Source organism: Streptomyces sp. NPDC050388 (assembly GCF_040655635.1).
Taxonomy (GTDB): domain Bacteria; phylum Actinomycetota; class Actinomycetes; order Streptomycetales; family Streptomycetaceae; genus Streptomyces.
In genome coordinates this window covers 1-16,368 of sequence record NZ_JBFAKH010000039.1, presented here as the reverse complement: position 1 = coordinate 16,368, position 16,368 = coordinate 1, and the positions used below count along the sequence as shown (strand labels likewise).

Below are 16,368 nucleotides of genomic sequence, written 5' to 3'. Positions count from 1 at the left end.
TCGGAGGAACCGGCTGATCAGCAGAATCGCTACTGCACGGCTACTGCATGACGGCCATGGCGAGCGCGCGGCGGGCGCGCCGGGAGGCACGCTCGGCGCGGCGCTGCATCCGGCGAGCGGTCACCAGGCGTACAGCCTGGCGCTCCCGCTCGGCCTCGTGCAGCCGCTCGTGCATATGCGCACGGGCCAGGGCTTCTGGGATGAGTTGCATCTCACGGGTCCTGTTCTGGCGCGAGTCGTTCGCGCCGCTGGTGGTGAAGTCTTCGGTCGCGGAGCCTGCGGGCTCGTCGGCGGTCGGCATCATCGGGGCCTGCTTCTGCGGGTCGTGCGTGAGGGGATGGTCGATCGTTCCTGGGGTGTTCATGCCGTGACCGGGTTCTTGCGCGGACGGCCACGCGGCCGCTTCCGGGCGACGACAACGCCCTGGACGAACAGTTCCCCGCCCCAGACGCCCCACGGCTCACGCCGCTCCTTAGCCCCGGCGAGGCAGGCCTCCATCAGGGGGCAGGTACGGCAGAGGGACTTGGCGTACTCCACGTCCGCCGGGGACTCGGCGAAGAAGACCTCCGGGTCGTAGGAACGGCACGGGACGGGTACGCCGAGGTTCTCGATGGCGTCGTCGAGCGCGGTGAGCGCGATGAGCGGAGTCAAGGTCGGGTCCTCCGTGGAGCCAGGCTTGGGGATCGTGTCGGAAGGCGGTACGGACGGGGCGTGCGCTTCGAGTTGCACGGTTCGTCTTCCTCGTCTGTTCGTTCCGGCCGGTGGGCCGGGTGGCGGCTGGTACCGGGTTCTTGTCTTGTCCCGAGGCGCTTCGGTCCGTCGTCCCCGTTCGGGGACAAACAGAAGGGCCGCGGATCCCGGATGGGGTTCCGCGGCCCTGAAGGCGCCGGCCTGATCGAATCAGGCTGGATGACTCCAGGGTTCTGGCCCACGGAAGGCCCACATCAGGTGGTGCTGCGTCGTCGTCTGCTTCCGGAATCCGGCACCGGTCGCCGCAAAGGCATAGGCCTGTGCCTGTGCCTCTACCGCTTCCAGTGCCTTGATCGGTCGCTCATCGCGCTCACGGAGGACAAGGCCTGCGGGAGCAACGAAGGACGCCGGACGTGCGGCAGGGATGCCGGACAGACCAGTGCCCTGATGCGGGGCGCCGAGCATGCACAGGGAGACGGCCGAGCGATCGGTCGTTTTGACGACGGAGTTGGTGTTGATGCTGATCACAGGACTCGCCTCCTCTCGGCGTATCAGGGGACCGGGGTCAACCGGTCCGGCGAATATGCAAGTACAACACGGACCCAGGGCCTGTGAGAAGGCCGCCGTTCCCGTGCCTAAGAACCTATGGGGCTTCCCGGGGCATGCGCAAACTATTTTCTCGACGAGTTGGAATCAGTCCTGATCCTTGCCATGCGCCCCGTCCCCGCCTGCGCATATGGCCAGTACGTCGGCTCCGTAGCGCCCCAGCTTGCGCATCCCCACCCCGGGGATGCGGGCGAGCCCCGCCGCGTCCTCGGGCACCGTCTCGGCGATGGCCATCAGCGTCTTGTCCGTGAAGACGCAGAAGGCCGGCTGTCCGCTGCGCCGCGCCAGCTCGCCGCGCCAGTCGTACAGCCGCTCGTAGAGGCCCTCGTCCATGTCCGAGGGGCAGTCCTCACAGCGCATCAGCTTCATCTCGCCCGCGTCCGTCAGGGTGCGGCCGCAGACCCGGCACCGGGCAGGGCTGCGCTGCCCGCGCCGGGGGCCCGGCGCCGCAACGGGGGACGCGGCCGCCCCGGACACACCACGTTCCACACCTCCCGCTCCCCCCGCACCACCCCGGCCGACCACGGCCGTCGAGCCGGAACGCAACCCGTCGAGGAAGCGGCTGGCCCGGCGGTTCGCCCTTCCGCCGGGCGAACGGGAGAGCGCCCAGGAGACATGGAGACGCTCGCGCGCCCGGGTGACACCGACATAGAGGAGCCGACGCTCCTCCTCGATCTGCTCGTCGGTCTTTGCGTAGGTGATCGGCATCATCCCCTCGGCGACACCGACCAGGAAGACGACGTCCCACTCGAGGCCCTTGGCCGAGTGCAGCGAGGCGAGCGTGACTCCCTCCACGGTCGGAGCGTGCTGGGCACCGGCCCGCTCGTCGAGTTCGGCGACGAGATCGGCGAGGGTCGCACCCGGTCTCGCGGCGGCGAAGTCCTGGGCGAGGTTCACCAGAGCGGCCAACGACTCCCAGCGCTCCCGCACCGCGCCCGAGCCCGCCGGCGGCTGGGCCGTCCAGCCCTGGCCGGACAGCACGGCACGCACCTGGGAGGGCAGGTCGGCGGCGGCGTCGAGGAGACTGTCGTTACCGCCGAAACGGGCCGCCCCACGCAGGGCGACGCCCGCCCTGCGCACCTCCGGGCGGTCGAAGAAACGCTCGGCACCACGCAGCTGGTACGGCACCGAGGCGTCCGCGAGGGCCTGCTCGTAGGTCTCGGACTGGGAGTTCGTGCGGAACAGCACGGCGATCCCACTGGCCCGGACACCCGCGTCGATCAGTTCGCGGATCCGGCGCGCGGTGCCCTCGGCCTCAGCGGGTTCGTCGGAGTACTCGGTGAAGACCGGCTCGGGTCCCGGACCGCGCTGGGAAACCAGTTCCAGCCGGTGGTCGGCGGCACGGCCGCGCGCCTGGGCGAGCAGACCGTTGGCGAGGTGGACGACCTGGGGGGTGGAACGGTAGTCACGGACCAGTTTCACGACGGTGGCACCGGGATGCCTGGTGCGGAAGTCGAGCAGGTGGTCGGGCGTTGCGCCCGTGAACGAGTAGATCGTCTGGCTGGCGTCACCGACCACGCACAGGTTCTCCCGGTCGCCGAGCCAGAGCTCCAGCAGCCGCTGCTGGAGCGGGCTGACGTCCTGGTACTCGTCGACGACGAAGTGCTGGTACTGGGCGCGGACCTGTTCGGCGATGTCCCGCCGATCCTGCAGGACGGCCACGGTGAGCAGCAGCACGTCCTCGAAGTCGATGACCCCGCGCTCCCGCTTGAGGTCCTCGTAGGCGGCGTAGAGCTGTGCGATCTCGGCGGGGTCGCGGGGCGCCTCACGCGCGGCCTTGGCCGCGGCGGGCGGGTAGTCGGCCGGGACGGTCTGGGTGACCTTGGACCACTCGATCTCGGCGGTGACGTCCCGCAGCTCGCCCCGGTCGAGGCGGATGCGGCAGGCGGCGGCCGCGTCGGCGACGAGCTGGATCTTCCGGTCGACCAGCCGGGGCAGGGAACCACCGACCGCTTTCGGCCAGAAGTACTGGAGCTGGCGGAGCGCCGCCGAGTGGAAGGTGCGGGCCTGGACCCCGGCGGCGCCGAGCTGGCGCAGTCGGCCGCGCATCTCCCCGGCGGCACGGTTGGTGAAGGTGACGGCGAGCACGCTGGAGGGCTGGAGGATGCCGGCGCGCACCCCGTAGGCGATCCGGTGGGTGATCGCCCTGGTCTTGCCGGTACCGGCGCCCGCCAGCACACACACCGGGCCGTGCAGGGCGGTGGCCACCTCGCGCTGCTCGGGGTCGAGCCCTTCGAGCACCGCGTCGGCCGAGTCCGGTACCTGCGGGAAGAGAGAGGAGGGCGTTGCTGCTGTCACACCGCCATGCTGCCAGGTCACCGGAGACCGATGAGCCGGGTTGTCCACAGGCAGTGCCTCGTGGTCGTACTGATACGACGCGGGTCCCACCAGGAGGAACGGGGTGGACCCGGAGCGGACGCCGGGCGGACCCCGCCGCAGGGGAATGCCTGCGCTTTCAAGTACGTTCCTCCCACATCGAGGACTTCCCCGAGCAGCCGAAGGAGCACAAGAGACATGCCGGGCACTGTGACGATGTACAGCACCACGTGGTGCGGTTACTGCCGCCGTCTGAAGGGCCAGATGGACCGCGAGGGCATCGCATACACCGAGATCAACATCGAGCAGGACCCGGACTCCGCCGCCTTCGTGGAGAAGGCGAACGGCGGAAACCAGACAGTTCCGACCGTGCTCTTCCCGGACGGCTCGACACTCACCAACCCGTCGTTGGCGCAGGTGAAGCAGAAGATCGGCGGCTGAGCGAGCGGTTCACCGGAAGCGGGGTGGGCATCCCCGGTCGAGGGACGCCCACCCCGCTTCCGTGTGTCAGAAGGCGCTGCGGGTCGGGAGGGGCTTGCCGTACCAGCGCTCGATCAGGCGGGCCGCGATCGAGATGCCGTAGGGCGGGAGCACCTCGCCGGACTCGAAGGCGGCGCCCAGTTCCTCCCGGGAGAACCAGCGGGCCTCGTGGATCTCGTCGCCGTCGACGGTGATGTCGGTCGAGGTGGCGCGGGCGACGAAGCCCAGCATGAGGCTGGAGGGGAAGGGCCAGGGCTGGCTGGCGATGTACTCGACCTCGCCGACGCTGATGCCGACCTCCTCGTGGACCTCACGGCGCACCGACTGCTCGATGGCCTCGCCCGGCTCGACGAATCCGGCGAGTGTCGAGAAGCGGCCCTCGGGCCAGTGGACCTGGCGGCCGAGCAGGATGCGGTCGTGCTGGTCGACGACGGACATGATCACGGCGGGGTCGGTGCGCGGATAGTGCTCGGCGCCGCAGGCGGGGCAGCGGCGGATGTGGCCGGCCGCGGCGATGACGGTGCGCTCGCCGCAGCGGGAGCAGAAGCGGTGCAGGCGCTGCCAGTTCTCCAGGGCGACCGCGTGCACCATCAGGCCCGCGTCGCGTGGTGACAGGAGCAGGCCCGCCTCGCGCAGTCCGGCCGGGCGGGCGGAGTCGTCCATGCGGCCGGGCAGGGAGTCCTTCTGGAGGGCGAAGTAGCTGACGCCGTCCTCGTCGGTGCCTAGGAAGTAGCGGTGTGCCTCGGTGAGCGGTGCCTCGAAGGAGGGTGTCATGACGAGTTCGGTGCGGCCGTCCGCCGTCTCGTCGATGAGGACCTGGCCGCCGGAGACCACGAAGCAGCGCGTCGAGGGGTGGCTCCAGGCCGCCGCGAGCCATGCTTCGTCGAGCCGGTGGTGGGCGGCGCGGTTGATGCCGCTCGGGGCGGTGAGCGAGACGGGGCGGTCGGCGATGTGGTCGGTCCTGGTGGTCACGGGTGCTTCCAACTCCCCCGGTGAAACGGATTGGGTCGGCGGTTGGTTCGGCGGGACGTACGGCGGGAGGCGACCGGGTCCGGCGGCACGCCCGGCGACGGGGGTGCTTCCAGTGTGCCCCGTCGCGGGCGCGCGGGGCCGGGCGGCCCCGGGGCGTTCAGGGCACGTGCCGCCAGTGCTCGGCGAGGTCGCTCCAGAGGTGTGCGGTGGTCTCGACGCCCTTGAGGAGGAGGTCCAGTTCGACCTTCTCGTCGGGGGCGTGCCATCCGTCGGACGGGACGGAGATGCCGAGGAAGAGCACCGGTGCGCCGAGGACGTCCTGGAGGTCGGCGGCCGGTCCGGAACCGCCTTCGCGGGTGAAGCGGACGGGTTTGCCGAAGGCGCGGCTCATGGCACGGACCACGGACTCGAGGGCGGGGTGGTCGAGCGGGGTCAGGCACGGGCGGGTGGCGGGGCGGAAGGTGATCTCGCAGCGGATGCCCTCGGGGATCTGCCCCGCCGTCCAGTCGCGGACGGTCTTCTCGATGTGGTCGGGGTCCTGGCCGGCGACCAGCCGGAAGGACAGTTTGACCACCGCCGAGGACGGGATGATCGTCTTGCTGCCGGGGCCCTGGTAACCGCCGCCGATGCCGTTGACCTCGGCGGTGGGGCGGGCCCAGACGCGCTCCAGGGTGCTGAATCCGGTCTCTCCGTGAGTGCCGTGCGACTTGGCGGTGCGCAGCCACTCCTGCTCGTCGAAGGGGAGTTCGGCGAAGAGCTCGCGTTCGCGGTCGGTGAGCTCGACGACGCCGTCGTAGAAGCCGGGGATCGCCACGCGCGCGTGTTCGTCGTGCAGGGCGGCGACCAGGCGGGCGACGGCGGTGGCCGGGTTGGGCACCGCGCCGCCGAAGGAACCGGAGTGGATGTCCTGGTCCGGGCCGTGCAGTCGGATCTCGCACTCGGCGAGGCCGCGCATGCCGGTGCACACGGTGGGGGTGTCCTCGGACCACATGCCGGTGTCGGAGACGATCACCGCGTCGGCGGCGAGCCGGTCGGCGTGCTGCTCGACGAGTGCCCGGAAGTGGGGCGAGCCTGATTCCTCCTCGCCCTCGATCAGCAGCTTCAGGTGCACGGCGGGGGTGGTTCGGCCGGTCGTGGCGAGGTGGGTCCGCACCCCGAGGGTGTGGAAGAACACCTGGCCCTTGTCGTCGGCCGCCCCGCGCGCGTAGAGGCGGTTGTCCCGTACGACGGGTTCGAAGGGCTCGCTGTGCCAGCCGTCCTCGCGGGCGGCGGGCTGCACGTCGTGGTGGCCGTAGACCAGCACGGTGGGTGCCCCGGGGTCGTCCGAGGGCCATTCGGCGTAGACGGCGGGGGCGCCCGGAGTGGGCCAGACCTCGGCGGTCGGGAAGCCGGTCTCGGTGAGTCTGGCGGCGAGCCAGTCGGCGCTGCGGCGCACGTCGGGCGCGTGATCGGGCTGGGCCGACACCGAAGGGATGCGCAGCCACTCGACGAGGTCGTCGAGGAAGGCGGCGCGGTGCTGCTCGATGTACGTACGGACGGCGCTGACGGCACTGTCAACGGGCTGGCTCATGGTCTCGAGCCTATCGGCCCGCGGAGGTGTCCTCGGAGTGCGGTATCTCACCGGACGGTTCCTCCAGCAGCAGCCGCTCCAGCGCTTCGCGGTCCGGCAGCGCGTCGGGGCGTACGACCTCGCCGGTGCGTACGTACAGGAAGGCGGCGGTGACCGACTCCAGGGGTACGCCCTGCTGCTCGGCCCAGGCGAGCCGGTAGACAGCGAGCTGGAGGGGGTCGGCGGTGCGGTTGCGGTGGGTCTTCCAGTCGACGATCTCGTACGTCGTCCCGCCGCTTCTCTTCTCCCCGGCGCTCTTTTCTCCGTCGTCCCGCCGGTAGACGGCGTCGATGCGGCCGCGTACGACGCGGCCGGCGATCGCCAGCTGGAAGGGGGCTTCCACGCGGTAGGGCGTGCGGCGGGCGTACTCGGTGCGTTCGAAGGCGTCCTTGAGGGCCGCGAGGTCGTGTTCGTCGGCGATCTCGGCTTCGCTGCCGGGAAGCTCGTCGGGTTCGAGCATGGGCAGCGTCAGTTCTTCGAAGCGGCTCTCGACCCAGGCGTGGAAGCGGGTGCCGCGGCGCGCGGCGGGCTGCGGTGGGCGGGGCATGGGGCGGGCCAGTTCCTGGGCGAAGCCGTCCGGGTCGGCGGCCAGGCGCAGCAGCTGGGACGTGGTCAGCGACACGGGCAGCGGGACCTCGGTGACGCTGTCGCGGGCGCGCAGCAGTTCGCCGGTGAGGGCGTCGAGGTCGCGGTCCCAGGAGGCGACGGTACGGGCTTCCTCGGGAGTGAGCCGAGGCGCGGCGGGCTCCGGAGGGGGCGCCTGGTGCGGGATCCGGAGCGGGACGGCGGGCCGGCCGTCGTCAGGACGGCCGTCGGTGGCGGGGCGGTCGGTGGTGGGGCGGTCGTCGGTGGCGGGGCGGTCGGTGGTGGGGCGGTCGTCGGTGGTGGGGCGGTCGGTGGTCCAGGAGTCCCAGTCGCCGGGGTCGTCGTCCGCGGAGGGGTCGCCCTCCTCGGGCGGGAGGTACTCGTCGTCCGGTGGCGGGGGCCAGTCCGGGTCGGCGTACGTGTCGGGAGCGTGTACGGCCGTGGGGTGGCCGTCCGGGTCGCCGGTGAGGCCTTCCAGGTGGGCCAGGACGGTCTCGGCGGCGGCACGGCGGCGGGCGAGGGCGGCGTCGTCCAGCGGGAGGGGCCACGCCTGGTCCTGGGTCGCCCGGTGCAGGGCGGGGTTCTCCTCGTCCTCGGCGGGCTCGTCCGCCCAGGCCTCGATCTCGCCGTGCCCGGCGGCGCAGTGGTCGTGGAGGGCCTGCAGGAAGGCGGACGGCCCACGCGGTTTCTTCTGCGAGGGCCCCCACCAGTGGCCGGAGCCGAGCAGCAGCGAGCGGGGGCGGGTGAAGGTGACGTAGCCGAGGCGGAGCTCCTCGGTGTGCTGGTGCTCCTTCATGGCGTCGTGGAAGGCCTTCAGTCCCTTGGAGTCCCAGGACTCGACATCGGGCAGGGTGTCGGCGTCGCCGCGCAGCCCGTGGGGCAGCACCTTGCCCTGTGCGGTCCACTTCTCGCGGCCCTGGCCGCTGGGGAACGTACCGGTGACCAGTCCGGGGACGGCCACGACGTCCCACTCCAGGCCCTTGGACTTGTGGGCGGTGAGCACCTTGACGGTGTTCTCGCCGCCCGGCAGGGCGTTGTCGAGGCCCTTCTCGTACTGGGCGGCGGTGCGCAGGAAGCCGAGGAAGGCGAGCAGGGTCGCCTCGCCGTCCCCGGCGGCGAAGGAGGCTGCGACGTCGAGGAAGTTGGACAGGGTCTCGCGGCGGCGGGCGGCGAGGGCGTGCGGGGACGCCGACAGTTCGATCTCCAGGCCGGTGACGGCAAGGACGCGGTGCAGGACGTCCATCAGCGGGTCGGCCAGGGAGCGGCGCAGGTCGCGCAGTTCGGCGGCCAGCCGGGCGAACCGCACGCGCGCGTCCGGTGAGAAGGGCAGCCCGTCGTCGCCCTGCCCGTCCAGGGACGTCTCCAGGAACGTGTCGAGGGCGTCGGCGAGTGAGATCACTTCGGCCGGGTCGACCCCTTCGACGGCTGCGGCGAGGCGGCGGTCGGGGTCGTCCTCGCCGTCCACGCGCGCGTGGGACACGAGCAGTCGCGCGCGGCGGCCGAGCAGGGCGAGGTCGCGGGGTCCGATGCGCCAGCGCGGGCCGATCAGCAGGCGGACCAGGGAGGCGTTGGCCCCGGGGTCCTGGAGGACCTCGCAGACGGCGACCAGGTCGGCGATCTCGGGCAGGTGCAGCAGCCCGGACAGGCCGACGACCTCCACGGGTACGTCCCGGGCGACGAGGGCGCCCTGGATCTCGGCGAAGTCGGTCGCCGTGCGGCACAGAACAGCGATCTCGCCGGGTGCCTTCCCGGTGCGTACGAGGTGGGCGATGGAGTCGGCGATCCAGTCGAGTTCCTCGGCGTGGGTGCTCAGCAGGGCGCAGCGGACGGTGCCGTCGCGTTCGGCTCCCGGCGCCGGGCGGAGGGCTTCCACGCCCGCGTGCATGGCCCGCAGGGGGTCGGCGAGGCCGTTGGCGAGGTCCAGCAGGCGTCCGCCGCTGCGGCGGTTCTCGCTGAGCGACTGGCGGGTGGCGGGGCTGCCGTCGGCCCGGGCGAAGTGCTCGGGGAAGTCGTCGAGGTTGGCGACGGAGGCGCCGCGCCAGCCGTAGATCGCCTGGCAGGGGTCGCCGACGGCGGTCACCGGGTGGCCGGTGCCGCCGCCGAACAGGCCGGCCAGCAGGACGCGCTGGGCGACCGAGGTGTCCTGGTACTCGTCGAGGAGGACCACGCGGAACTCGTCGCGCAGGACGCGGCCCACTTCGGGGATCCGGGCGAGCCGGGCCGAGAGGGCGATCTGGTCGCCGAAGTCGAGCAGGTCACGTTCGCGTTTGGCGTTCCGGTAGCGCAGTACGAGGTCGGCCAGTTCGCGCCGCGCGGCGGCCGCTTCGGGCACTTTGCGCAGGTCGGCGTTGGTGAGCCTGGTGTTCTCCAGGGTGCGCAGCAGCTCGGTGTCGTGGTCGCGCAGGTCCTCGGGCCGTACGAGGTGTTCGGAGAGTTCACCGTCGAGGGTGAGGAGGTCGCCGACCAGGTCGGGGAAGGAGCGGGTCAGTGCCGGGTAGGGGCCGGGGGCCTCGCGCAGGACCCGCGCGGCGAGCTGGTAGCGGGTCGCGTCGGCCAGGAGGCGGGAGGTCGGTTCGAGACCGATGCGCAGCCCGTGGTCGGCCAGGAGGCGGCCCGCGAAGGCGTGGTAGGTGGAGATCACCGGTTCGCCCGGCGGGTTGTCCGGGTCCCACTGGGAGGGGCCGGCGCCAAGCGCCGTCGTTGAGGGGTGGTGGTCGGGCGACGGGAGGGGGTCGGGGTCGGTGACGCCGGCCTTGATCAGCGCCTTGCGGACGCGTTCGGCGAGTTCACCGGCGGCCTTGTTGGTGAAGGTGAGGCCGAGCACCTGCTCCGGGGCGACCTGGCCGGTGCCGACCAGCCACACCACGCGCGCCGCCATCACCGTCGTCTTGCCCGAGCCGGCTCCGGCCACGATCACCTGGGGAGCGGGCGGCGCGACGATGCAGGCCGTCTGCTCCGGGGTGAAGGGGATGCCGAGGAGTTCCTTGAGCTGATCGGGGTCGGTGATGGGTGCGGGCACATCGCAGAGGCTAACGGCGATCGCTGACACCCGGGGCCGGACGGCGCTCCGGGAGCGGAGAACCGCGGGCCGTCGAGGGCGGCGCGATGCGTGACGCCTGTCACTCGACCACGTGCCGCCCCTCGGACCGGGCGCTGCACGAGGCCTGGAACGCGCAGTGGGCGCAGTGCTGGCCGGTGCTCGGGGTGAAGCGTTCATCGAGGACCTTGCCGGCGGCCGTGGCGAGCAGGTCGCCGACCCACTCCCCCTCCAGCGGCTGCTGGGCCTGCACCTTGGGCAGGATCTCCCCGCCGTCCCGTTTGGCGGCGCCCTGGCGCAGCTGGACCAGCTCGGCACCTCCCGTCTCGGGGCGTGTTCCGTCGAACACCTCGTCGACGGCGCCCTCCTGGACGGCGAGCTGGTAGACGGCGAGCTGGGGGTGGCGGGCCACCTCGGCGGAGCTGGGGGCCTGTTTGCCGGTCTTGAAGTCGACGACGTAGGCGCGGCCCTCGCCGTCGGCCTCGACGCGGTCCATCTGACCGCGGATGCGGACCTCGTAGTCGCCGGCCTCGAGGCTCACGTCGAAATCGTGCTCGCTGGCCACCGGGGTGCGTCCGGCGCGGTCCGTGACGTGCCACTGCAGGAAGCGTTCGAGCGCCACGCGCGCGTTCTGCTTCTCCTGCTGCGATTTCCACGGCGCGTCGAAGGCGAGCGCGTCCCACACGGAGTCGAGGCGTTCCATGAGGACGGCGAGGTCGGCCGGGGTGCGTCCGGAGGCCACCTCGTCGGCGAGGACGTGCACCACGTTGCCGAAGCCCTGGGCGGCGGTCGCGGGCGCGTCGGCCTTCACCTCCCGGCCGAGGAACCACTGCAGGGCGCAGGTGTTGGCGAGCTGGTCGAGGGCGCTGCCGGAGAGCACGACGGGCTGGTCGCGGCTGCGCAGCGGCACCTTGCTCCGGGTGGGTTCGTACATGCCCCACCAGCGGTAGGGGTGTGCGGACGGCACCAGGGGGCGTCCGTCCTCGTCGGCGAGGGCGGCGAGCCGGGCGAGCCGGTGGGCGGCGGCCTCCCTGAGGGTGTCGGAGACGCGCGGGTCGACCGTGGTGGCGCGCAGTTCGGCGACGAGCGCGGCGACGGACAGCGGGCGGCGCGGGCGGCCGGTGACGTCCTTGGGCTCGACGCCGAGTTCGGTCAGGAAGCGGGAGGGCTGGTCGCCGTCGTCGGCGGGGGTCTTCACGGCCGTCACGACGAGGCGTTCGCGCGCGCGGGTGGCCGCCACGTAGAACAGTCGGCGTTCCTCGGCGAGGAGCGCGCCGGGGGTGAGCGGTTCGGCGAGGCCGTCGCGGCCGATGCGGTCGGCCTCCAGCAGGGAGCCGCGGCGGCGCAGGTCGGGCCACAGGCCCTCCTGGACGCCGGCCACGACGACCAGCCGCCACTCCAGGCCCTTGGCGCGGTGCGCGGTCATCAGGCGTACGGCGTCGGGGCGTACGGCGCGTCGGGTGAGGGTGTCGGCGGCGATGTCCTCGGCGTCGATCTCCTCCAGGAAGTTCAGGGCGCCCCGGCCGCCGGTGCGTTCCTCGGCACGGGCCGCGGTCGCGAACAGGGCGCACACCGCGTCGAGGTCCCGGTCGGCGTGGCGTCCGGCGGCACCGCCCCGGCGGGCGGCGCGTTCCAGGCGTGCGGGCCACGGGGTGCCGTCCCACAGGTCCCACAGCGCCTCCTCTGCGGTGCCGCCGCCGGCCAGGCGTTCGCGTGCCGTGCGCAGCAGCGCACCGAGCCGCTGGGCGCCGCGCGCGTACGCGGGGTCGTGCACGACCAGCCGCTCGGGTTCGGCCAGCGCCCGGGCGAGGAGTTCGTCCGAGGGTGGTGGCAGTGGGTTGCCCGCGGCCCGTTCCTCCTCGCGCAGGGCCCGGCCGAGGCGGCGCAGGTCCGCGGCGTCCATGCCGGCGAGGGGGGAGGTGAGCAGGGTGAGGGCGGTTTCGGTGTCGAGCCAGCGGGGCTCCGGCCGGTCCGGTTCCCGCGGCTGTCCCTGTCCCTCGCCCGGCTCCGGGTCCCGCTCCCGCTCTCGTCCCGGGCCGTCGGCCGCCTCCGCCGTCGCCACCGCCCGCAGGGCCGTCAGCAGCGGGGTCACCGCCGGTTCGTGGCGCAGGGGGAGGTCGTCGCCGTCGACGTCCACCGGGACGCCGGCCGAGGTGAGGGCGCGGCGGACGACGGGGAGGGTGCGGGAGCCGGCCCGCACCAGGACGGCCATGTCGCTCCAGGCGACGCCGTCCTCCAGGTGGGCCCTGCGCAGGATGTCGGCGATGTTGTCCAGCTCCGTACCGGGTGTCGGGTACGTGTAGACCTCGGCCCGGCCGCCGTCCCGGGCCGGCGCGAGTTCCCGGTGGGCGCGGACCTTCTCGGCGGGAAGGCGGGTCAGCGGCATGCGCTGGGTGACCAGGCGGGTGGCGGCCAGCAGGGCCGCGCCGGAGCGGCGCGAGATCCGCAGCACCTCGACCGGGGCCGGGCGGCCGTCCGCACGGGGGAACGCGTCGGGGAAGTCCAGGATGCCGTTCACGTCCGCGCCCCGGAAGGCGTAGATCGACTGGTCCGGGTCGCCGAACGCGACCAGGGTGCGGCCGCCGCCGGCCAGCGCGTGCAGCAGTCGCACCTGGGCCGGGTCGGTGTCCTGGTACTCGTCGACGTACACGGCGTCGTACCGCGCGGCGAGCTGCCGGGCGATCTCGGGGCGGCGGGCGAGGAGCACCGCGCGGTGGACCAGTTCGGCGTAGTCGAGCACACCCTGCAGGTCGAGGACGTCGAGATACTCGGCGAGGAAGGCGGAGGCGGCACGCCAGTCGGGGCGTCCGATGCGGCGGGCGAAGGCGTCCAGGGCGTCGGGTCCGAGGCCCAGCTCACGGCTGCGGGCGAGCACCGCACGGACCTCGTCGGCGAAGCCGCGGGTGGTCAGGCAGGCCCGCAGTTCGTCCGGCCAGCGCACGTGTGCCAGACCGAGACGTTCGAGGTCCACCTGGCCGGCCAGCAGCTCACGGACGGTGACGTCCTGTTCGGGTCCCGAGAGCAGGCGCAGCGGTTCCACGAAGAGAGCGCTGTCCTGGTGGGCGCGGATCAGGGCGTAGCAGAACGAGTGGAACGTGGTCGCCTGCGGGGCGCGTGCGGCTCCTGTCCGCAGGGCCATGCGGTCGCGCAGCTCGACGGCCGCCCTGCGGCTGAACGTCAGCACGAGGATGCGTTCGGCATCACCGCCACGGGCGATGCGCGCGGCGACGGACTCGACGAGCGTGGTCGTTTTCCCCGTGCCTGGACCTGCGAGGACGAGCATCGGTCCGGTCCCGTGGTCAACCACGGAGCGCTGTGCGGCGTCCAGACGAGGGGGAGCCTTGCGAGCCGGCGGAGTACGGACCAGTCGATGAGCGCCACGGGTCCCCCGCCGCACCTGGGGGTGCGACAGGCCGTTGGTGGAGGAAGAGGAGCTCACGTGGTTCGCCGGTCCTGGTGGGTGTGCTGGTTGCCGTTCCACCGCGTGTGGCGGGCGGTGGCTGCGAGGTCGGGGGAGGCGGAGGGACACGTGCTGGTGACGCTAGACCGACGGAGAGTGCGGAAGCAGGGCTTCCGGATTTTCCCTCCCGACGCCCGCGGCACACGTGTCACTCGCACCACGAACGTACGTCATGCCGCGGTCGTGCCCCATTTCCCCCATACGGATCACAGGTCGCACGGCGGTGCGTCCGATGCCGGAAGCTGGCTGATGTGACCCTCCTCGTGGCCGCCGTCCCACCGTGCGCGCTTCATCTCGAGGCGCGGCAGGTGCCCTTCTGCGGCCCCGCTCGCCTCCCTGAGCGGAGTGCCCTCCGCGCGGTAGTGGTCGAGGGCTCTCAGCTCGTGGCCCGGCAGCAGCACACCGTCCGCGCGGACGACACGCCACCACGGGACGGCTCCGCCGTAGAGCGCCATCACACGTCCCACCTGACGCGGGCCGCCCTCCCCCAGCCACTCGGCCACGTCGCCGTACGTCATGACGCGGCCCGGCGGGATCCGCTCGGCCACCTCGAGGACCTGCTCGGCGTACTCGGGCAGGGCGTCCGCGTGCTGGGGGCCGGCGTCGGACGGGAGGCTCTCCTGGCTCATCCGTCCCATCCTGCACCACCCCACCGACAACGCGACCGACCACGTGACGGGTACGCGCGCGTGCGTGCACCTCGCCCGGAGACCGTGCTTCGGGCAGACTGTGCGGCCCCGTACGTGGACCCTGATGCCCCCTTGTGGCGGTACGGCATGCCACCATCGTGCGGGCGGTGACTGGTGATACGAGAGCAAGAAGAGGCGATGAAACAGCAGGGTGCGCACCCCGGGGACACGGCGGGCGCCTCTGCCGCTTCGTCGCGCCCGGACACCGGGAACACCGGCCCGCAGGACGCCGGCACCGAGGCGGTCGGAAGGCAGACCGCTCCGAGCCCTCCTGACGGCACAGACGGGACGGACGGCACCAACGCCGCCGATCCGTCGCACAGCGACGAGGTCGAGGGCGACGAACCCCTGCTCCCCGCGCGCGTGCACCGCCCGTCCGATCTCATGCGGCTGCTCGTCGGCGTACTCGCCGTCGGGGCGCTGCTGGCGGTCGCCGCCTTCGCCCACGGCACCACCTCGGGGCTGGAACAGGACATCACCAAGGGCACCGGTCAGGCGCCCGACCTGCTCATCAAGATCGCCGGTCTGGCCTCCAGCATCGCGATCCTCCTCGTGCCGGTGGCCTTCGCCATCGAACGGCTGATCAAACGGGACGGACTGCGCATCGCCGACGGAGTGCTCGCCGCCGTCCTCGCGCACGGCGTGACGCTCGCCACCGATCTGTGGGTCGCGCAGGCCGCGCCCGAATCGATCCAGGACGCGCTGACCCAGCCCTCCCCCGGCGACATCCACGCCCTCACCGATCCGGTGCACGGTTACCTGGCACCGGTCATCGCCTACATGACGGCCGTCGGCATGTCCCGCAGACCCAGATGGCGCGCGGTGCTGTGGGTCGTGCTGCTCCTCGACGCCTTCTCGATGCTCGTCACCGGGTACACGACTCCGTTCTCCATCATCCTGACGGTGCTGATCGGCTGGACCGTCGCCTACGGCACCCTCTACGCGGTCGGTTCGCCCAATGTGCGCCCCACCGGACAAACGCTGATGGCGGGCCTGCGGACCGTCGGCTTCCGGCCCGTGAGCGCGTCCCGCCAGGAGACGCCGGACGCCGTCGAGGCCGGGGACCGGGGCCGCCGCTACTTCGTCACCCTGGAGAACGGTCCGCCGCTGGACGTGACGGTGGTCGACCGTGAGCAGCAGGCACAGGGGTTCTTCTACCGCACGTGGCGCAATCTGACCCTGCGCGGCTTCGCCACCCGCAGCAGCCTCCAGTCCCTGCGCCAGGCACTGGAGCAGGAGGCGCTGCTGGCGTACGCGGCCATCGCGGCCGGCGCCAACGCGCCCAAGCTGATCGCGACCTCCGAACTCGGCCCCGACGCGGTGATGCTCGTCTACGAGCACAGCGGCGGGCGCACCCTGGACTCGCTGCCGGACGAGGAGATCACCGACGAGTTGCTGCGTGGCACCTGGCGTCAGGTGCAGGCGTTGCAGTCCCGCCGGATCGCACACCGCAGGCTGGTCGGTGACGCGATCCTGGTGGATCGTTCCAGCAGGGTGATCCTCACCGATCTGCGCGTCGGGGAGATCGCCGCCGGCGATCTGCTGCTGCGCATGGACGTCTCCCAACTGCTGGTGACCCTCGGGCTCAGGGTGGGCGCCGAACGGGCGGTGGCCTCCGCGCTGAGCGTGCTCGGTCCCGACGCCGTGGCGGACTGCCTGCCGATGCTCCAGCCCATCGCGCTGAGCCGCTCCACGCGCGGGACCCTGCGCCGGCTCGCCCGCGAACGGGCGCACCGCGACCGTGAGGCGGTCCTGGAGGCCTCCCGGCAGGCCAAGCTGCTGCGCGCGGAACAGGCCGCGGCGGGCCCGGCCGAGGGGTCCCCGGCCGGGAGCTCCAGGCGGAGATCAAGAAGTACCCGAACGCCGAGAAGTACCTGTGGGCCCAGGAGGAGCCGGCGAACCAGGGCGCCTGGCCGTTCATCGC

At 72.5% G+C, this 16,368-nt stretch carries 11 protein-coding genes and 1 pseudogene; 3 read left to right on the top strand and 9 right to left on the bottom strand.

Annotated elements, in window-relative coordinates:
• Positions 1-40: 40 nt before the first annotated feature.
• The 4 genes from AB0I73_RS22520 to AB0I73_RS22505 all read right to left on the bottom strand — a co-directional run bounded on the left by AB0I73_RS22520 (position 41) and on the right by AB0I73_RS22505 (position 3,594).
• Positions 41-364 (bottom strand): hypothetical protein, encoded by a 324-nt coding sequence (locus tag AB0I73_RS22520; RefSeq protein ID WP_109376905.1) that lies wholly within the window; start codon positions 362-364, stop codon positions 41-43.
• Entirely contained in the window at positions 361-729 is a 369-nt protein-coding gene (locus AB0I73_RS22515; protein WP_109376904.1) for a WhiB family transcriptional regulator, read from the bottom strand. Before AB0I73_RS22515 ends, AB0I73_RS22520 begins: the two co-directional genes overlap by 4 nt.
• 171 nt (positions 730-900) lie before the next feature.
• Positions 901-1,218, bottom strand: coding sequence for a hypothetical protein (locus AB0I73_RS22510; protein WP_363039997.1), 318 nt, complete (start codon positions 1,216-1,218; stop codon positions 901-903).
• A gap of 165 nt (positions 1,219-1,383) precedes the next feature.
• Positions 1,384-3,594: an ATP-dependent DNA helicase UvrD2 gene (locus AB0I73_RS22505; RefSeq protein WP_363039995.1), complete on the bottom strand. Its 2,211-nt coding sequence runs from the start codon at positions 3,592-3,594 to the stop codon at positions 1,384-1,386.
• 216 nt (positions 3,595-3,810) lie between these two features.
• On the opposite strand from AB0I73_RS22505, the gene AB0I73_RS22500 reads away from it, so the two are divergent.
• The gene (locus tag AB0I73_RS22500; RefSeq protein ID WP_363039993.1) at positions 3,811-4,053 is read left to right on the top strand and encodes a mycoredoxin; all 243 of its coding nucleotides are present in this window, start codon (positions 3,811-3,813) and stop codon (positions 4,051-4,053) included.
• A 66-nt stretch (positions 4,054-4,119) separates the two neighbouring features.
• On the opposite strand, the gene nudC is transcribed toward AB0I73_RS22500, so the two are convergent.
• From nudC to AB0I73_RS22475, 5 genes are all read right to left on the bottom strand, one after another.
• Positions 4,120-5,064 (bottom strand): NAD(+) diphosphatase, encoded by a 945-nt coding sequence (gene nudC / locus AB0I73_RS22495; RefSeq protein WP_363039991.1) that lies wholly within the window; start codon positions 5,062-5,064, stop codon positions 4,120-4,122.
• 157 nt (positions 5,065-5,221) lie between these two features.
• The gene (locus tag AB0I73_RS22490) at positions 5,222-6,634 is read right to left on the bottom strand and encodes a dipeptidase (RefSeq protein WP_363039989.1); all 1,413 of its coding nucleotides are present in this window, start codon (positions 6,632-6,634) and stop codon (positions 5,222-5,224) included.
• A 10-nt stretch (positions 6,635-6,644) separates the two neighbouring features.
• Complete coding sequence (locus AB0I73_RS22485) at positions 6,645-10,277, bottom strand: ATP-dependent DNA helicase (protein WP_363039987.1); 3,633 nt, start codon at positions 10,275-10,277, stop codon at positions 6,645-6,647.
• Between the two features lie 100 nt (positions 10,278-10,377).
• Positions 10,378-13,734: an ATP-dependent DNA helicase gene (locus AB0I73_RS22480; RefSeq protein WP_363039985.1), complete on the bottom strand. Its 3,357-nt coding sequence runs from the start codon at positions 13,732-13,734 to the stop codon at positions 10,378-10,380.
• A gap of 227 nt (positions 13,735-13,961) precedes the next feature.
• Positions 13,962-14,384, bottom strand: a complete 423-nt coding sequence (locus AB0I73_RS22475; protein WP_363039983.1) for an MGMT family protein — start codon at positions 14,382-14,384, stop codon at positions 13,962-13,964.
• Between the two features lie 198 nt (positions 14,385-14,582).
• Between AB0I73_RS22475 and AB0I73_RS22470 the strand changes: the two are divergent.
• Positions 14,583-16,238, top strand: a pseudogene (locus AB0I73_RS22470) (TIGR00374 family protein); the annotation flags it as partial.
• 50 nt (positions 16,239-16,288) lie between these two features.
• Positions 16,289-16,368, top strand: an 80-nt coding sequence (locus AB0I73_RS22465; RefSeq protein WP_363040096.1) for a hypothetical protein, incomplete at its 3' end; no start/stop codon positions are given.